16 protein-coding genes are annotated in these 17,789 nt (G+C 72.6%); 8 read left to right on the top strand and 8 right to left on the bottom strand.

The features are described 5' to 3' along the window. Positions 1-23: 23 nt before the first annotated feature. On the bottom strand, positions 24-464 hold the full coding sequence (locus BM342_RS16420) for a hypothetical protein (RefSeq protein WP_092968765.1): 441 nt from the start codon (positions 462-464) through the stop codon (positions 24-26). Positions 465-509: 45 nt separating this feature from the next. Between BM342_RS16420 and BM342_RS16425 the strand changes: the two genes are divergently transcribed. The 3 genes from BM342_RS16425 to ahcY all read left to right on the top strand — a co-directional run bounded on the left by BM342_RS16425 (position 510) and on the right by ahcY (position 3,805). Then, on the top strand, positions 510-728 hold the full coding sequence (locus BM342_RS16425) for a DUF3499 family protein (RefSeq protein WP_092968048.1): 219 nt from the start codon (positions 510-512) through the stop codon (positions 726-728). Beyond that, positions 725-2,158: a phosphomannomutase/phosphoglucomutase gene (locus BM342_RS16430; protein ID WP_092968050.1), complete on the top strand. Its 1,434-nt coding sequence runs from the start codon at positions 725-727 to the stop codon at positions 2,156-2,158. The genes BM342_RS16425 and BM342_RS16430 overlap by 4 nt, the downstream gene beginning before the upstream one ends. Positions 2,159-2,326: 168 nt before the next feature. After that, the gene (ahcY, locus tag BM342_RS16435; RefSeq protein WP_092968052.1) at positions 2,327-3,805 is read left to right on the top strand and encodes an adenosylhomocysteinase; all 1,479 of its coding nucleotides are present in this window, start codon (positions 2,327-2,329) and stop codon (positions 3,803-3,805) included. A 144-nt stretch (positions 3,806-3,949) separates the two neighbouring features. On the opposite strand, the gene BM342_RS16440 is transcribed toward ahcY, so the two are convergent. Then, a complete protein-coding gene (locus tag BM342_RS16440; protein WP_092968054.1) occupies positions 3,950-4,798 on the bottom strand; it encodes an RDD family protein in 849 nt (282 codons plus the stop codon). 17 nt (positions 4,799-4,815) lie between these two features. Here BM342_RS16440 and BM342_RS16445 point away from each other — a divergent pair, with 17 nt between their 5' ends. Next, complete coding sequence (locus tag BM342_RS16445; protein ID WP_092968056.1) at positions 4,816-5,811, top strand: stage II sporulation protein M; 996 nt, start codon at positions 4,816-4,818, stop codon at positions 5,809-5,811. A gap of 93 nt (positions 5,812-5,904) precedes the next feature. Here BM342_RS16445 and BM342_RS16450 read toward each other — a convergent pair whose 3' ends face one another. From BM342_RS16450 to BM342_RS16475, 6 genes are all read right to left on the bottom strand, one after another. Then, positions 5,905-6,684, bottom strand: coding sequence for an aquaporin (locus BM342_RS16450; protein ID WP_092968058.1), 780 nt, complete (start codon positions 6,682-6,684; stop codon positions 5,905-5,907). A 202-nt stretch (positions 6,685-6,886) separates the two neighbouring features. Then, positions 6,887-8,224 carry a DUF58 domain-containing protein gene (locus BM342_RS16455; protein WP_092968060.1) on the bottom strand — a complete coding sequence of 446 codons (1,338 nt, stop codon included), beginning with the start codon at positions 8,222-8,224 and terminating at the stop codon, positions 6,887-6,889. Position 8,225: 1 nt separating this feature from the next. Then, positions 8,226-9,209, bottom strand: coding sequence for an AAA family ATPase (locus tag BM342_RS16460; RefSeq protein WP_092968062.1), 984 nt, complete (start codon positions 9,207-9,209; stop codon positions 8,226-8,228). After that, positions 9,206-10,564, bottom strand: coding sequence for a DUF4350 domain-containing protein (locus BM342_RS16465; protein WP_092968064.1), 1,359 nt, complete (start codon positions 10,562-10,564; stop codon positions 9,206-9,208). Before BM342_RS16465 ends, BM342_RS16460 begins: the two co-directional genes overlap by 4 nt. Beyond that, entirely contained in the window at positions 10,561-11,265 is a 705-nt protein-coding gene (locus tag BM342_RS16470; protein ID WP_143109914.1) for a DUF4129 domain-containing protein, read from the bottom strand. The genes BM342_RS16465 and BM342_RS16470 overlap by 4 nt, the downstream gene beginning before the upstream one ends. Then, entirely contained in the window at positions 11,262-12,569 is a 1,308-nt protein-coding gene (locus tag BM342_RS16475) for a hypothetical protein (RefSeq protein WP_092968066.1), read from the bottom strand. Before BM342_RS16475 ends, BM342_RS16470 begins: the two co-directional genes overlap by 4 nt. A 196-nt stretch (positions 12,570-12,765) precedes the next feature. Here BM342_RS16475 and mtrA point away from each other — a divergent pair, with 196 nt between their 5' ends. The 4 genes from mtrA to BM342_RS16495 all read left to right on the top strand — a co-directional run bounded on the left by mtrA (position 12,766) and on the right by BM342_RS16495 (position 17,758). After that, positions 12,766-13,446: an MtrAB system response regulator MtrA gene (gene mtrA, locus BM342_RS16480; protein ID WP_092968068.1), complete on the top strand. Its 681-nt coding sequence runs from the start codon at positions 12,766-12,768 to the stop codon at positions 13,444-13,446. A 5-nt stretch (positions 13,447-13,451) separates the two neighbouring features. Beyond that, positions 13,452-15,149 (top strand): MtrAB system histidine kinase MtrB, encoded by a 1,698-nt coding sequence (gene mtrB, locus BM342_RS16485; protein WP_092968070.1) that lies wholly within the window; start codon positions 13,452-13,454, stop codon positions 15,147-15,149. Then, positions 15,142-16,830, top strand: a complete 1,689-nt coding sequence (locus tag BM342_RS16490; protein WP_143109915.1) for a GerMN domain-containing protein — start codon at positions 15,142-15,144, stop codon at positions 16,828-16,830. The genes mtrB and BM342_RS16490 overlap by 8 nt, the downstream gene beginning before the upstream one ends. A 112-nt stretch (positions 16,831-16,942) precedes the next feature. Continuing rightward, positions 16,943-17,758: a ComF family protein gene (locus tag BM342_RS16495; protein ID WP_143109916.1), complete on the top strand. Its 816-nt coding sequence runs from the start codon at positions 16,943-16,945 to the stop codon at positions 17,756-17,758. Positions 17,759-17,789 lie beyond the last annotated feature (31 nt).

Genomic DNA, 17,789 nt, shown 5'->3' on the forward strand with positions numbered 1-17,789 from the left:
CGGGCGCCCTACCCGTGCGGGGCTCAGAGATGGCGGTAGCGACCCGGCGCGAGCTCCCACGGGTCCTTGTCGAGGAATTCGGCGACGGCGCGGAATACGCAGCTCTCGATGAGCAGCTTCTCGTCGCGCTCCTCGCCCTCCTGCAGGCGCAGGAAACGCACGATCGGCAACCGGTGGAACGTGATGCGGCGCTCGTCGTGCGCCACCTTCCAGCGGTCGACGTGATCGCCGTGGATCGCCTCGGCCGGTGCCTGCGTCACCTCGAACACGACGCCGTCGAGCTCGGGCCAGAGGCCCCGCAGGTACGACGCCGTCGCGGCGACGGTGGCGTCGAAGTCCTCGATGCGCGTCGTGAGCGGCTCGAGGTGGGGACCGGTGACCGCCGAGCGCATGCCGCGACCGTGCCGATCGCGGGCCAGCCGCCGGGGCGAACGCGGGGTGGCGACACGACGGGATCGGGGCATGCCCTCCATCGTAATGTCCGGCTGCGTCGCTACCATGGTCGAGCCATGAAGAGACGATGTTCGCGCACCGCGTGCCCCGCCGAGGCGGTCGCGACCCTGACCTTCGACTACGCCGACTCGATGGCCGTGCTCGGCCCGCTGTCGGCGACCCCCGAGCCCCACGGCTACGACCTCTGCGCCATCCACGCCGATCGCACCTCTGCACCGGTGGGCTGGCAGGTTGTTCGATATGTCACGCCCGGTCGGGTAGATTCCACCGCATGACGAACGCCTCGAACCCCGTCGACCGCGAGCGCCTCAGCTCGATCGTGAAGGCCTACGACGTCCGTGGAATCGTGGGCGACGCCCTCACCGAGCAGTCGGTCGAAGCACTCGCCGCCGCGTTCGTCGACGAGGTCGGCGCTGCCGGGGGCAGGGTCGTGGTCGGCCACGACATGCGCGACTCGTCGCCCGTGTTCGCCGAGGCGTTCGCGCGCGGCGCGACGAGCCGCGGAGCCGATGTCGTCGCGATCGGCCTCTGCTCGACCGACGAGAGCTACTACGCCTCGGGCGCGCTCGGCGCCCCGGCGGCGATGTTCACGGCCAGCCACAACCCCGCCGCCTACAACGGCATCAAGTTCTCGCGCGCCGGCGCACAGGGCATCTCGCTCGACACGGGCCTCGCAGCGATCCGCGACCGTGCGGCCGACTACCTCGAGCAGGGCATCGTGCCCGTCGACGCCCCCGGCTCGGTGCAGCCGCTCGACGTGCTCGCCGAGTACGCGGCCTACCTGCGCTCGCTCGTCGACCTGAGCGGCATCCGCCCGCTCAAGATCGTCGTCGACGCGGGCAACGGGATGGGCGGGCTCACCGTGCCGGCCGTGCTCGGCACGGCCGCCGGCCTGTCCGAGCTGCCGCTCGAGATCGTGCCGCTCTACTTCGAGCTCGACGGCACGTTCCCCAACCACGAGGCGAACCCGCTCGAGCCGGCGAACCTGGTCGACCTCCAGAAGGCCGTCGTCGAGCACGGCGCTGACCTGGGCCTCGCGTTCGACGGCGACGCCGACCGGTGCTTCGTCGTCGACGAGCGCGGTGGAGCGGTCACCCCTTCGGCGGTGGCGGCGATCGTCGCCGTGCGCGAGATCGCCCGCGTCGCAGCCCTCGGCGAGACCGACGTCAACGTGATCCACAACCTCATCACGTCGCGCTTCGTGCCCGAGACGATCGAGGCGGCCGGTGCGAACCCGGTGCGAACCCGCGTCGGCCACTCGCTCATCAAGGACCGCATGAAGGAGACCGGTGCGGTCTTCGGCGGCGAGCACTCGGCTCATTACTACTTCCGCGACTTCTGGGGCGCCGACAACGGCATGCTGGCCGCGATGCACGTGCTCGCCGAGTTCGGCGCCCAGCAGGCACCGCTCTCCGAGCTGGCCGACCGCTTCACGCCCTACGCGCTCTCCGGCGAGATCAACTCGGTCGTCGACGACGTGCCGTCGGCCTACACCCGCGTGGTCGAGGCGTTCACCGGCCGCGGCGAATTCGACGAGCTCGACGGCCTCACGGTCTTCGGCACGACCGCCGAAGACGAGCCGTTCTGGTGGTTCAACGTGCGTCCGTCGAACACCGAGCCGCTCCTGCGCCTCAACGTCGAGGGCGCGGATACCGCGACCATGGCGGTCGTGCGCGACGAGGTGCTGGCGCTCATCCGCGCGTGAGCCCGCGCGGCGCGTAGCGAAGCGCGGCCCGAAGGGGGAGGCCCGACGACGGGCGGCCCGCCGAGGGGCGGCACCGCAGCGCGAGGCGAGCCGGCGCCGAGCGCATCCACGGCGGACTCGTGAACGCGACCCGTGCGGAGCTCGTCGCGATCCTGCGACAATGGACGCATGACGCTCGCCGAGACATCCGCCCTCCCGTTCAAGGTCGCCGACCTCTCCCTCGCCGAGGCAGGGCGCCACCAGCTCCGCCTCGCCGAGAACGAGATGCCCGGCCTCATGGCCCTCCGCGAGGAGTTCGGCCCGTCCCAGCCGCTCGCGGGTGCACGCATCGCCGGCAGCCTGCACATGACCGTGCAGACGGCCGTGCTCATCGAGACGCTCGTGGCCCTCGGCGCGCAGGTGCGCTGGGCGAGCTGCAACATCTTCTCCACGCAGAATGAAGCCGCCGCGGCGATCGCGGTCGGCCCCGACGGCACGCCAGAGGCTCCCGCCGGCGTGCCCGTGTTCGCGTGGAAGGGCGAGACGCTCGAAGAGTACTGGTGGTGCACCGACCGCATCTTCGACTGGAGCGCCGAGGCCGCCGCAGCCGGTGCCGACTGGATCGGCCCGAACATGATCCTCGACGACGGCGGCGACGCGACGCTGCTCGTGCACGACGGCCGCGCGTTCGAGCTCGCGGGCGCGGTGCCCGCGACCCCCGCCGACGCGAGCCACGAGTACGGAGTCGTGCTCGACACGCTCCGCCGTTCGCTCGAGGCGAGCCCCGACCGCTGGACCCGCATCGCCGACGAGCTCAAGGGCGTCACCGAAGAGACCACCACCGGCGTGCACCGCCTCTACGAGCTGCACGCGAAGGGCGAGCTGCGGTTCCCGGCCATCAACGTCAACGACTCGGTCACGAAGTCGAAGTTCGACAACAAGTACGGCATCCGCCACTCGCTTCCCGACGGCCTGAACCGCGCGACCGACGTGCTCATGGGCGGCAAGGTCGCATTCGTCGTCGGCTACGGCGACGTCGGAAAGGGCGCGGCCGAGGCGCTGCGCGGGCAGGGCGCTCGCGTCATCGTCTCCGAGGTCGACCCGATCTGCGCACTCCAGGCCGCCATGGACGGCTACCAGGTGGCGCGCGTCGACGACGTGGTCGGCGAGGTCGACATCTTCGTCACCTGCACGGGCAACAAGGATGTGCTTCGCCTCGAGCACATGCTCGCCATGAAGCACCTCGCCATCGTCTCGAACGTCGGCCACTTCGACAACGAGATCGACATGGCCGGCCTCGAGGCGCTCGAGGGCGCCGAGAAGGTCGAGATCAAGCCGCAGGTGCACGAGTGGCGACTGCCGACGGGCCGGTCGATCCTCGTGCTCTCCGAGGGCCGCCTCATGAACCTCGGCAACGCCACCGGCCACCCGTCGTTCGTCATGTCGAACTCGTTCACCAACCAGGTGCTCGCCCAGATCGAGCTCTGGACCAGGCCCGAGCAGTACCCGGTCGGCGTCTACGTGCTGCCGAAGCACCTCGACGAGAAGGTCGCCCGACTGCACCTCGACTCCCTCGGCGTCCAGCTCACCGAGCTCAGCCCCGAGCAGGCCGCCTACATCGGCGTCCCGGTCGAGGGCCCCTACAAGGTCGACCACTACCGGTACTGATCGGTCGCCTCTCGCATCGAGCGGGGCGGATGCCGCGGGCGCGCGCCTGCGGCATCCGCCCCGCTCTTGCGTGTCCGGCGCAGCGTGCTCGTGCGCCGGGCCGGCACGCCGTGCGCGCAGCGAGGAGCGTGCCGGCCCGCGGACTCAGCGCCGGGGGAAGCCGGTCGGCGCTGCCGTGAGCACCGGCTCGAGCGCCGCGAGGCGGACGCGTTCGAGCTCGAGCGCACGCGCGTCGCGAGCGCGGCGCAGGGCGACGACGCCCGCCAGGAACGGCTCGGGCGCGGCGTCGGGCATCGGCGAGACGAACGGCGCGACCTCGGCTGCGAGCGATGCGGCGAGGCGTGCGCGGCTCTCGGGCGCGAGCTGCGCGACGTTCTCGAAGAACGAGGCGACGCGGCGCGCAAGCGGATCGGGCAGGCGCGCGACGTCGGCGATCGACGCCCACGGGACGAGCGAGGTCGGCACGTCGAAGGGGTTCGAGGGCACGGCGGGCACGCGCTCGACCTGCGCGTGGGTGCCGGCGAGCAGGTCGCCCAGTCGCTTGGACGAGGGGTTCAGGAAGCCGACGAGCACCGCGAGGCCGCCGAACGTGAGGTAGATCTCGAGCACCCCGGTGAGGGCGCGGATGAACGCGTGCCGGAACCCGATCGCGCCGCCGTCGTCGCGCACGACGCGCAGGCCCATCGCCAGCTTGCCGAGCGACCGGCCGCGCGAAGCGGTCTCCACCGCGGTCGGCACGACGATGATGACGAGCACGACGCCGCCGATCGCGATCGCGCGGAGCGCGGCGTCGTCGACCGTGAGCCCCGCACCGGTGGCGATGAGCGCCATGCCCACGAGGAGGGCGATCGAGACGAGCACGTCGATGATCGTGCCGCCGCCGCGGATGAGGGCGGACGCCGGTCGCAGGTCGAGCGCGACGGCCTCGCCGATGACCACGCCATCGTCGTCGTGCCGGGCGGCGCCGGTGCGGGCGTGGGTGGCGTCGACCATGGCTAGTATTCAAGCAGATGGACCTCGACGCGCTCGCCTCAGCACGCCATGACGAATGGCAGCGGCTCGACGCGCTCGGCCGTGCGAACCGGCTCACCGGCCCAGAGGCCGATGAGCTCATCGAGCGCTATCAGGGTGTCGCCTCAGATCTCTCGCTCGTGCAGACGACCGTCGGGTCGACCGCGCTCGGCGACCGGCTCTCGATCTCGCTCGCGAAGGCGCGCCTGAAGTTCACCGGCGCGTCCGAGAACCCGCTGAAGCTCTTCACCCGCTTCGCGGTGGTCGACCTGCCCGCGGCCCTCTACCGGGTGCGCTGGCTGACGCTCGCGGTCGCCGTCGCGACCGTGGTCGTCGCCGGGCTGTACGCCTGGTGGATCGCCGCCGACCCGCGGGTGCTGGCGACGCTCGGCGACGAGGCCGAGTTGCAGCAGCTCGCCGACGAGGGGTTCGTGGCCTACTACTCCGAGAATCCGGCGGCGTCGTTCGCGGGCTCGGTCTGGACGAACAACGCGTGGATCGCCGCCCAGTGCGTCGCGTTCGGCATCACCGGCGTCTGGGTGCCCGTGGTCATCATGCAGAACGCGCAGAACCTCGGCGTCACGGCGGCGATCATGTTCGCCTACGACGAGGCCGACACGTTCTTCCTCTACATCACGCCGCACGGCCTGCTCGAGCTCACGTGCGTGTTCGTCGCGGCGGCCGCGGGCCTGCGCATCTTCTGGGCCTGGGTCGCTCCGGGCCGGCGTCCGCGCGGCGTCGCCCTGGCCGAAGACGCCAGGGCGCTGTTCACGGTCGCGATCGGACTCGTGTTCTTCCTCTTCGTCTCAGGACTCATCGAGGGTTTCGTGACCCCTGCACCGTGGCCGTGGCCGGTGAAGATCGGCATCGGCGTGCTCGCGCTCGGCGGATTCCTCGCGTACATGCTCGTCCTCGGGCGTCGCGCGGCGAAGGCCGGGGCGACCGGCGACCTCGACGAGTTCGAGGCGGGGGCGACCCGCATCGTCGCCGGCTGAACGCACGGCCCGTCGCCGCGGCATCCGCGGCCCGAGAAGCCGAATGGCGGATGCCCCGTGAGGACATCCGCCATTCGCGACCGCGTGCGCGGACTACGCCGAGAGCTTCGCGGCCCGGTCGAAGACCGCCTTGAAGATGAACCCGCCGATGACCGCGCCGAGGATCGGGGCGACGATCGAGAGCCAGACCTGGCCGAGCGCCTCGGTGCCGCCGTAGATCGCGGTCGCGATCGAACGGGCCGGGTTGAACGAGGCGTTCGTGATCGGGATCGCGATGAGCGCGAGCACCGTGAGGGTCAGGCCGATCGCGAGGGGCGCGAAGCTCGCCGCCGAACGCCCGGCGCTCGTGACGCCGAGGATCACGAAGAGGAAGACCGCGGTGGTGAAGGTCTCGGCGAGGAACGCCGAGACGACGCCGTAGCCGCCGGGGGAGAGCTCGTCGTACCCGGTCGAGGCGCCCTGGAAGACCGCCGAGTCGTAGCCGGTCGGGCCGTTCGCGACGATCAGGAGCAGCAGGGTGGAACCGAGTACCGCGCCGACGAGCTGGGCGGCGATGTAGGGGAACGCCTCCTTCCAGCCGAAGCGACCGGCGACCGCGAGCCCGAGGGTCACCGCGGGGTTGAAGTGGCCGCCCGAGATCGGACCGAACGCGTAGGCCGCGACGAGCACGCTGAGGCCGAGCGCGAGGGCGACGCCGAGGAACCCGACGTTCAGCCCGCCCTCGCCGCCGGCGAACCCGGCCGCGAAGATCGCGGTGCCGATGACGCCGAAGACGAGGATGAAGGTGCCGAGCACCTCTGCGGTGAGTTTCTGGGCCGTCGACGGTGCAGCGACGGCGGGAGCCGTGGCGACGGCGGGAGTCGTATCGGACATGACCGATCCTTTCGTAGGGATGGTGGGGAGAACACGAGTGATGCGTGTGGAACGGCGCGCCCCCCAGCTGCCGTTCGATGCGACGATATCCACCGCGCTGCGGCATGCACGGCACATTCACCCTCCATGTCCGAATCGTTATCCGAACCGACGCGCGGGCGACACACGTCGACGCATCGTGTCATCCGCGGCCCGGCGGCCGTCAGAGCAGGCCGGCCGACTTCAGCTCGAGATAGCGGTCGGCGAGCGCCGGGGGCAGGTCGTGCGGGGCCGCCGACACCGCGTGCGCACCCGACTGGCGGATCGCCGCGGCCACGCGGTCGACGTCGAGGCGCGCGCGCTCCGCGGAGGCGGCGAGGTAGGCCTCGTCGAGGGTCTCGCGGCGCCCTGCCGAGGCATCCGTCTCGGGGTCCTGCACCGAGGCGACGAGCACGGTGTGCCTCGCCGTCAGCTGCGGCAGCACCGAGAGCAGGCCGCGCGTGGACCCGGGGGAGTCGGCTGCCGTGAGCAGCACGACCAGCGCGCGTCGGCTCGTGACGGCTCGGATCTGCGCGGGCAGCCCGGTCCAGTCCGCCTCGATGAGCTCGGCCTCGACCCCGGCCATGGCGTCGACGAGGCGCGGAAGCAGCTGCGGGCCCGTGACCCCCGTCACGCGAGCGCGTGCGCGGCGGTCCCAGGCGAAGAAGTCGACGCGGTCGCCCGCATGGGTCGCGAGTGCCGAGAGCAGCAGCGTGGACTCCCACGCGGTGTCGAGTCGCGGCTCGTCGGCCACGCGCGCGGCCGCCGTGCGCGAGGTGTCGGCGACGATCACGATGCGACGGTCGCGCTCGGGCCGCCACGTGCGCACCATGAGCTTCGTGCCGCCGCGGGCCGCCGGATCGACGTGCCTGGCGGTCGCCCGCCAGTCGATCGAGCGCACGTCGTCGCCGCGCACGTACTCGCGGATCGAGTCGAACTCGGTGCCCTGGCCGCGCACGAGCATGGGCGTGCGCCCGTCGAGCTCGCGCAGGCGCGTGAGCCGCGACGGCAGGTGCACGCGAGAGTGGAACGGCGGCAGCACGCGCAGGCGCCCGGGCGCCGCGAGCGTCGCCTGACGGCACCACAGTCCCATCGGGCCCGCCGAGCGGATCGTCACCTGCTCGGTGCGCCGGTCGCCTCGGCGCCACGGGGTCAGCTGCAGTCGCAGGCTCCGTCGCTCGCCCGCGGCGATGCGGAGCCGGGTGCGGTTCGGACCGGCGACCCCGGCGGACGGCTCCCACCCGTCGCGCACGGTGGCGCGCAGCATCCGCTCGCCCGTGTTGACGACCGCGAGCGTCGAGGTGACGGGTTCGCCGAGGCGCACCCGCTCGGGCAGGTCGCGCTCGAGCGAGACCCGTCGCGGCGAGCCGGCGAGCGAGAGGTCGAGCACGCCCAGTCCGATCGACACGGCGAGCCACCCGAGCAGCGCGAGCCACGCGGCATCCGACCCTGAGAACCCCGCGACGACGACGGGCACGACGCCGAGGGCGACGAGCAGCACGAACCGACCGGTTACCTCCATGTCAGAGCGGCACCTGCACCTGCTGCATGATCGCGCGCAGCACCGCGTCGACCGAGACGCCCTCGAGTTCGGCCTCGGGCCGCAGCTGCACGCGGTGACGCCACACGGGCAGCAGCATCGCCTGCACGTGGTCGGGCGTCACCGACTCGTAGCCCGAGAGCCATGCCCACGCCTTCGAGGCCGCGAGCAGGCCGGTCGACGCGCGCGGGCTCACGCCGAGGCGCAACGACGGGCTGAGCCGGCTCGCGCGGGCCAGGTCGACGAGGTAGGCGAGCACGTCGTCGGAGACGCGCACGGATGCCGCGGCGAGCCGCGCGGCCTCGAGCTCGTCCGCGTCGAGCACCGCCTCGACGCCGGCCGCAGCGAGGTCGTGCGGGTCGAAGCCGTCTGCGTGACGTCGGAGGATCGTGAACTCGGCGTCGCGCTCGGGCACGTCGAGCACGAGCTTCAACAGGAACCGGTCGAGCTGCGCCTCGGGCAGCGAGTAGGTGCCCTCGTACTCGATCGGGTTCTGGGTGGCCGCGACGAGGAACGGCTCGGGCAGCGGGCGCGTGACGCCGTCGGCCGAGACCTGTCGCTCCTCCATGGCCTCGAGCAGCGCCGACTGGGTCTTCGGCGGCGTGCGGTTGATCTCGTCGGCGAGCAGGATGTTCGTGAACACCGGCCCCTCGCGGAACGCGAACTCGCCCGTGCGCGGATCGAAGGCGAGCGAACCCGTGACGTCGCCCGGCATGAGGTCGGGCGTGAACTGCAGGCGCCGGGTCTGCAGGTCGAGCGTGCGCGTGAGCGTGCGCACGAGCAGCGTCTTCGCGACGCCGGGCACGCCCTCGAGCAGGACATGCCCGCGCGCGAGGAGCGCGATGATGAGGCCGGTGACGGCGCCGTCCTGGCCGACGACGGCCTTGCCGACCTCGAGGCGCACGCGGTTCAGCGCCTCGCGCAGCCGGGCGTCGTCCGTGGTGCTCGTGGGGGTCGTGTCGGTCATCGCTGCCTTCCTGGCGGATCGTCGGTGGAGGTCTCGGCGGCCGGGCCGCCGTGCACTGCTCGGGCGGGGCGGACGGCCGCCGCCACGTCGTGTTCGAGGTCGTCGAGGGCGCGGGCGAGTGCGACGAATCGGCCGTCGCCGTCGGGCGCCTCGTCGACGAGCAGGTGCACGACGGATGTCGCCTCGCGCCCGGTCGCGGAAGCGGCGGCCTGCGCGATCGCCGTCGCGTCGGTCGTGCGCGGCAGGCGCAGCAGGGTCGCGAGCCGCCCGATCGCGGCCATGCGCATCTGGTCGAGCGCGTGCGTGCGCTGCGCGGAGCGCGCGTAGAGCCGGGCGCGACCCTGCGTGCTCTCGCCGGCGCGCACCGTGACGGGCAGTCGCTCGACGACGAGCGGGCCGAACCGGCGGCCGCGCCAGAGACCCGCCACCACGGTCACGACCGTCGCGAGCACGAGCACCGGGCTGACCCAGCCCGGCGTGAGCTCGCCGAGCGTGGGTGCGTCGACGGCCTCGGCGTCGCCGGGGCCGGGCAGGTACCAGACGAGGTCGCGCGTCGCCCCGAGCAGTCCGATCGCGAAGGCGGCGTTGCCCGCCTCGTCGATGCGCGAGTTCTCGAACACGGTGGTCGACGCGACGAGCGACACGGCATCGGATGCCCCGGCGACGCCATCGTCGCCCGCGCGGATCGCCGCGGCGAAGCCGTCGCCCTCGGCGAAGCAGCCGTTCCAGCCGGCCTCGCGGGCGTCGCCGTCGATCGTCAGCAGCCGCTGACCGTCTGAAAGCTCCTCGGCCCGTGTCGCGGCGCCGACCTCGCACGAGACGTCGTCGAGCGCGCCCTCGGCGGCACCGGCCAGCCGCACGCCGGGGGCGAGCTCTTCGAGCGCGCGGAACCCCGGCTCGACGACCACGAGCCGAGCGCCGCTGCCGGCCAGCTCGTCGAGGCGCGCAGCGTCGAGCGTGCCGAACTCGTCGTAGAGCAGCACCGTGGCGTCGCCGGCCCGGTCGACGGCGTCGAGCGCCGTGCCCAGCGAACGCGCGACCGCGACGTCGACGTCGTGCGCGCGGAGCACCTCGACCAGTGCGCCCGAGCCCGCAGCGCCCGGACTCTCGGGGTCGAGCCGGCCGCCGGGTGCGCCGATGCCGCCCTGCAGCACGAACAGCGCGACGACGCCGACCGCGAGCACGGCGGCGAGCACGACCCACGTGCGCCCGCGTCGGAACTGCGCGCGGGCCGTCGGGGTGATCGCCGCAGCGTCGCCCGCGCCGCCCGATCCGCCTGCGGGGGCCGGCGGAGTCGTCGACACGGGAGCGCCGGACGCCTCGGCCGAGGTCTCGACGGTGGGGGAGGCGCTCATCGGACCGCCCGGAATCCCGCGACGGATGCCGCGTCGGGGGACTCGGCGGCAGCAGGCGTCGGCCGGGCCGAGCGCAGTCGAGCGTCGAGCGCCGTCATGCGCTCGGACGCCGTCGCGTCGCCCGCGTCGCCCAGGTAGCGCACCCGGTCGAACGCGTCGGCCGCCGCGGACAGCTCGACGCGCAGTTCGGGGAAGGGCCGCGCCGCGGCATCCGCCACCGCGTGGGCCGTCGTGCCGGGGTGCACGTGCACGAGCTCGCGCTCGACCAGTTCGCGCACGATCGCCCGGAATCGCTCCTCGATCGCGAGCGGCCAATCGAGCGCGCGTGCGGCGGCCTCTGCCGCACGCCGGATCGTCGCGGCGTCGCGCAGGTCGCCCTCGAACGCCGGAGCCCCGACGGAACGGCGGCGACGACGGAGCCGAGGCAGTCCGAAGACCAGCAGGCCGACGAGCACGAGCACGAGCGCGACGAGCACGACGATCAGGGCGACGACCTCGCCGGGCACCGCGCCGGCGCCGTTCAGCAGGTCGGCGAACCAGTCGCGGACGGCCTGGGCGAAGCGGTCGAGCGCGTTCGGCTCGGCTGCCCGGTATCGCGGCTTCGAGAGCTCGTCGAGCACCCAGCGACGGGCCTCGTCGGCGTCGGGATCGAGCGGATCCGCCCGGACGCCGAGCGCGCGCACCGCCGCGACCGCGATCATGCGAGGGCGCCGCCCGACGGCACCGGGCCGGACTCCGGCGCCGCGCCGGGCACCGCCCATGGGTCGCCCACGGGCTGCCCCGCGTCGCGGAGCTCGACGTATCGGGCGAGCTCGAGGTCGAGGCCCTCGGTGCGCATGCGCAGGTCGATGTAGATGACGCCGATGACGGCCGCCTGCACCACGGTCGTGATCGCCCCGATGATCACCGACAGCACCGTCGTCACGACCGCCAGCACGATCGTGATCGCGATCGCCGAACCCGCGTTCGTCGGATCGATGAGTGCCGGAAGCAGGCCGCCGATGAAGGAGATCGGCTGCACCACGACCTGGGAGGCGACGTTCAGGATGAGCCCGACGAGCAGCAGCGTGCCGAGCGTGCGCCAGAAGTACCCGATCGTCAGCCCCCATGAGCGCCGCATGGCCGTCGCGATGCCCGCTCGCTCGAGCACGATGATGCTCGGCACGAGTGAGAGCCGCACGCCGATCCACCAGCCGAGCACGGCGAGCCCGAGGGCGAGCAGCACCACGATCACGATGCTCACGGCCAGCCCGACGGGCGAGGCGGTGATCGCGCCGAGCACGACGATGCCGATGAGCAGGGCCAGCACGACGAGCAGGGCGAGCGAGACGAGCAGGGTCCACCCGATCAGCGCGCCGATGCGCGGCAGGGCGCGGCGCCACAGGGCGCCGAGCGCGAGCTTCTCGCCCAGCGTGCCCGTGGCGACCTCGACGACCATGACCCCCTGCAGGAATGCGCCGGCGACGATCGAGACGCCCACGGCGAACAGCATCGCGAGCACGACGGCCGCGATCGACCCCGGCAGCAGCTCGTCGACCTCGGAGGGCTTCGCCCCGTCGAGCCGGCCGATGAACCACACGACGACCGGCACCATGACCGCGGCACCGAGCACGACGGCCGCGAGCTGCACGAGCAGGCCGCTGCCGAACGTGGCGGCCGGATTGCGCCGCAGCGTGCGGAACGGAGCCCAGAGCAGCGTGCCGAAGCCCAGCGGACGCAGCGGCAGCAGGCCCGGCTTCGGGGGAGCGGTCCAGGTCGGCCCGCCCTGGGGGCCGTATTGCGGCGGGGCGCCGTAGGGGGGCGGGGGCGCTCCGTAGGTCGGCTGCGCCACGGCATAGGGCGGCTGCGTCGCAGCATAGGGCGACTGCGGCGACTGCGGCGACTGCGGCGACTGCGGCGGCAGCGGAGGCGGCACCGGCACCACCGGCGCCTCGCCGAACTGCGGTGCGGCGGGCTCGGGCTGCGGCTCGGGCGCTCCGGGCGCTCGCCAGTCGTGTTCGGCCACCTCGTCGAGCTCCTTCCGCTGCGCATTCCCATGCTCGCATATCCGGAGGGCGGGGCACCGTTCGCGGTCGACCTCCCCGCGCTCCGAGCGCGCGTGCAGCGCCCGCCCGCGGCATCCGCCCCCATGACGGAGCGAGCGACTACGCTTGTGTGACCGGTCCACCGTGCCGGAAGGCGCAGATCACAGGAAAGAACCGATGACTTCACGCGTACTCGTCGTCGACGACGACACGGCCCTCGCCGAGATGATCGGCATCGTGCTGCGCACCGAGGGCTTCGACCCCGTGTTCTGCGGCGACGGCGCGAGCGCGGTCGCCGCCTTCCGCGAGAGCCGTCCCGATCTGGTGCTGCTCGACCTCATGCTGCCCGGAATGGACGGCATCGAGGTCTGCGGGCGCATCCGCGCCGAGTCGGGCACGCCGATCATCATGCTCACCGCCAAGAGCGACACCGCCGACGTCGTCAAGGGCCTCGAGTCCGGCGCGGACGACTACATGGTCAAGCCGTTCAATCCGAAGGAGCTCGTCGCGCGCATCCGCACCAGGCTGCGGCCGACGCCCGAGTCGTCGGCCGAGACCTACGCGGTCGGCGACCTGACGATCGATGCCGCCGGCCACGAGGTGCGCCGCGGCGACGACCGCATCTCGCTCACGCCCCTCGAGTTCGACCTCCTCCTCACGCTCGCGTCGAAGCCGCAGCAGGTGTTCACGCGCGAGATGCTGCTCGAGCAGGTCTGGGGCTACCACTACAAGGCCGACACGCGCCTGGTCAACGTGCACGTGCAGCGCCTGCGCGCCAAGGTAGAGCACGATCCCGACAACCCCCGCATCGTGATGACCGTGCGCGGCGTCGGCTACCGCGCCGGCGCGACCACCTGACCGGAATGGCCGCCGCCGACGACACCCGCGCCACCGGCTCGTGGCGGGGTCTTCCGCGGCGCCTCAGGGCCGCCGTCGCGTCGACGTGGCGACGGTCGCTCCAGGTCCGGACCGTCTTCATCACGCTCGGGCTGTCGAGCCTAGCGATCCTCGTCATCGGCCTCTACATCTCGTTCAGCGTCGCCTCGAACCTGTTCCAGGACCAGCGCTCGCGCGTGCTCGAGGCGTCGAACAACGCGACCACGGCCGCGCAGCTGATCCTCGACTCCTCCGACGCCGCCGACCGCGGGTCGCTGCAACTGCTCATGAAGGCGACGCTCGACACCGTCACGAGCATCGCCGGCACGAACGTCGTCGCGATCTTCCGCGACCCCGATGCCGCGGCGAACAGCATCGCACCGCCCGACCAGCTGAGCCCCGACCTCGCGGGGGTCATCTCGCCCGAGCTGCGGGAGCAGGTGCAGCGGCACGCCGAGGGCCAGTACTGGCAGTCGGTGGCGCTCGACAACGCCTCGGGCGGCACCGATCCCGGCATCGTGGTCGGCAGCGTGCTGCAGGTCCCCGCCGGTGCGGGGCGCTACGAGCTCTACCTGGGCTACAACCTCGCCGAGGCCCAGCAGACCCTCGCGTTCATGCAGATCACGGGCATCGTCGGCGCGATCGCGCTCATCGCGCTCCTCAGCGCCATCACGCTCGTCGTCGTGCGCGGCGTGATCGAGCCCATCCGCACGACCGCCTCGACGAGCCGCCGCCTCGCCGCCGGCGATCTCGGCGTGCGCATCCCCGAGCGCGGCGAAGACGAGCTGGCCTCGCTCGCGGCATCCTTCAACGGCATGGCCGACAGCCTGCAGGCGCGCATCAGGGAACTGGCCGAGCTCTCGGTCATGCAGCAGCGCTTCGTCTCGGATGTCTCGCACGAGCTCCGGACGCCGCTCACGACCATCCGGCTCGCCGGCGACGTGCTCTACGGGCAGCGCGAGGACTTCGCCGGGCCCACCGCACGAACGGTCGAACTGCTGCACACCCAGACCGAGCGGTTCGAGCGACTGCTCGGCGACCTGCTCGAGATCAGCAGGTACGACGCCGGATCCGTGACCCTTGCGACCGAGCCGACGAACCTGGTGCACCTCGCGGGCGACGTCATCGAGGAGATGAACGGGCTCGCGCGCGAGCGCGGTTCCGAGGTCCGGCTCGAGGCGCCGGGCGGGCACCTCGACGCCGACGTCGATCCGCGCCGCATCCGCCGCATCGTGACGAACCTGCTCGGCAATGCGATCGAGCACGGCGAGGGGCGTCCGATCGTCGTCGCGGTCGACAGCAACGCGACCGCGATCGCGCTGTCGGTGCGCGACTACGGCCTCGGCATGTCGGCCGAGGCGGCCGAGCGCGTGTTCGACCGGTTCTGGCGCGCCGACCCGAGCCGCGTGCGCACCATCGGCGGCACCGGGCTCGGCCTCGCGATCTCGCTCGAAGACGCGGTCGCGCACGACGGCCGCCTCGACGTCTGGTCCCACCCGGGTCAGGGCAGCGTGTTCCGGCTGACGTTGCCGCGCTCGGCGGAGGCGCGTGCCGATGCGCGAGCGGCCGAGGTCGAGTCCCCGCTGCCGCTCGAACCCCACGATCCCGAGGCCTCTGCACCGCCTCCCACGGCGTCAGTGGGTGCGATCAGGCTCGACGACGAGCGAGAGGTGCACGATGCGTAGACGATGGCTCCTTGCATCCGCCGCGGTGCTCGCGCTGCTGCTCAGCGGCTGCGTGTCGATCCCGAGCTCCGGCAAGGTGCAGCAGGGCGACCCCGCGCCGACCGACGCGTCGTCGCTCGACCTCGACATCATCGTCGATTCGCCGAAGGTCGACGGAACCCAGCGCGAGATCCTCGACGGGTTCCTGACGGCCGCCCTCAGCCCGCGCAACAACTACCAGACCGCCTACACCTTCCTGACCCCGACGTTCGCCGAGGAATGGCGCGCCGACGGCGGCACGACCGTCGACGTGTTCGCAGACCGCGAGTTCGACGAGGTCTCCGACACGCAGATCGACATGACGGCGACACCGGCCGCTTCGCTGCGCAACAACGGCCAGTACGAGGTCGCCACGTCGGCCACGCCGTTGCAGCTCAAGTACTCCTTCGAACAGGTCGACGGACAGTGGCGCATCTCGAGCGCGCCGCAGGGCATCGTGATCGACCAGGCGAACTTCTCCCAGGTGTTCCGCGAGTACACGCTCTACTTCTTCGACCCCACCTATCGCTACCTCGTTCCCGACTCGCGGTGGTTCGCCGGGCGCGATTCGGCGCAGACGAGCGTCGTGCAGGCGCTCCTCGGCGGTCCTGCCGAGTGGTTGGACCCTGGCGTCGAGACGGCGTTCCCAGAGGGCACCGAGCTCTCGCCGGCTGCCGTGCCGGTCTCGTCCCGCGTCGCAGAGGTCTCGCTCACCGGCGCGGCGTTCGACGACCTCTCGGCGGCGCAGCGCATGCAGCTGCAGCTCGACGAGAGCCTCATCGGCAGCGTTCGCAACGTCGGCAAGGTCGAGCTGATCCTGAACGGCGTCGAATCCGATGCCGGCGAGCCCTCCAACCCGGCCGTGCGCGACCCTCGCGTCGATCCCCGCCCGGTCGTCTTCGACGGCGAGGCGCTCGGTTACCTCTCCTCCTCCGGCGACGGCATCACGCCGATCGACGGGCTGTCGGAACAGGTCGTGCAGGCGGGTGCCGTCGGCGCTGCGATCGGGCCCGATGCCGAGTCTGCGGCGATCCTCACCTCCGACGGGGTCTCCGTGCTGACCGTCGGGGAGGACCCCCGTCCCCTCGACCCGCGCGCGGGACTCATCACGCCGGCGTACGACCGAGCCGGGATCATCTGGACCGTGCCTGCCGATTCGCCGAGCGACCTGGCCTGGTTCAGCTCCGACGGCCGCCTGAACGGACGCGTCGAGGTGCCGTGGTCCGGTACCTCGATCGCCGCGATCGAGGTGTCGCGCGACGGCACGCGGCTCCTCGCGCTGCTCGCCGACGGCACCGGAACGTCGTTCGTCGTCGCGGCGATCCATCGCGACGCCGATGGATCGCCCATCGAACTCGGCAGCACGGTGCTGCGGCTGGCCTCGGTCGACGGCGTTCCGCTCGACGTCGCCTGGGTCGACGGCCGCACTGTGGCCTCGCTCACGCGCACCGGAGGCGACGCCACGCGCATCGTGACGCAGTTCCTCGGCGGCGTCGCCTCCACGCGCGACGGGCCCGAAGGCGGCGCGCAGCTCGACGCGGCCAACAGCGTGCGCGACGTCCGGGTACGGCTCGGCTCGGGCGACCTGGTCGTGCAGAGCGGCGTCGGATGGCAGCCGCGGGCGACCGGCATCCGGTTCGTCGCGGCGCAGCTGCCGGGCTGATCCGCGCTCGACCGACGCGACCGGTCCTCCCCAGCACTCCCGAGATGCGGGGATGCGACCGACGTCGAACCTGCCCGATCGGATGCCGCGGCGGGCCGTCATGCTCGAGCCCGTGTCCGATGCATCCCGCGCTCAGAGCCTGCTGTCTCGTTCCTGGGCCGCGGGCGGCCGCATGGTCGTCGGCACGGCGTTCGCCGATGCGGTCGCAACCCTCCTGCCGGTGCGCTGCGCGGGGTGCGGCGTGCCCGACCGCGCGGTGTGTCCGCCGTGCCGTGCCGCCGCCCACGCCCGCCCGGCGCTCGTCGTTCGGGGCGACCTCGAGGTGCATGCCGGTCTCGAGTACGAAGGGGTCGTCGCCGCGCTCATCGGCGTCTACAAGGACGCCGGTCGGCCGGACGTCGCGAAGGTGCTCGCGCCGGCGCTGGCCTCGGCCGTCGGTGCGGCGCTCGCCGCAGCCCGCGCCGCGGCCCGCGCCGTCGCGGACCCGGGCCCGCCCGCCTCGGCGTCCGCGCCCGGCCCACCGTGGGGCCCTGCCTCCCGGTCGGGTCGAAGCGCGCCGTCCGGCATCCTCATCGCGACGGTTCCTTCGACTGCAGGCGCGTTGCGTACGCGCGGCTACAGCCCCGTGTCGATGCTCCTCGCCGCATGCGGCCTGCGTGCTGCCCCCGTGCTGCGGCTCGCCCGCGAACGCGATGACCAGGCAGGGCTCGGTGCCGAGGCGCGCGCGGCGAACGCCGCAGGCGGGCTCGTCGCGCGCCGACGCCTCGACGGGCATCGGTTCCTGCTCGTCGACGACGTGCTCACCACGGGCTCGACGCTTCGCGAGGCGCGTCGGGCGCTGACCGCCGCAGGCGCATGCGTCGACGCCGTCGCCGTGCTCGCCGAGACCCCGCTCCGGCACGGGAGACGTTCAGGATCCTCTCGGTGAACGGGAGGTGACATCCGGAGGTTCGCAGACT

The sequence above is a fragment of the Agromyces sp. CF514 genome (assembly GCF_900113185.1).
Classification (GTDB): domain Bacteria; phylum Actinomycetota; class Actinomycetes; order Actinomycetales; family Microbacteriaceae; genus Agromyces.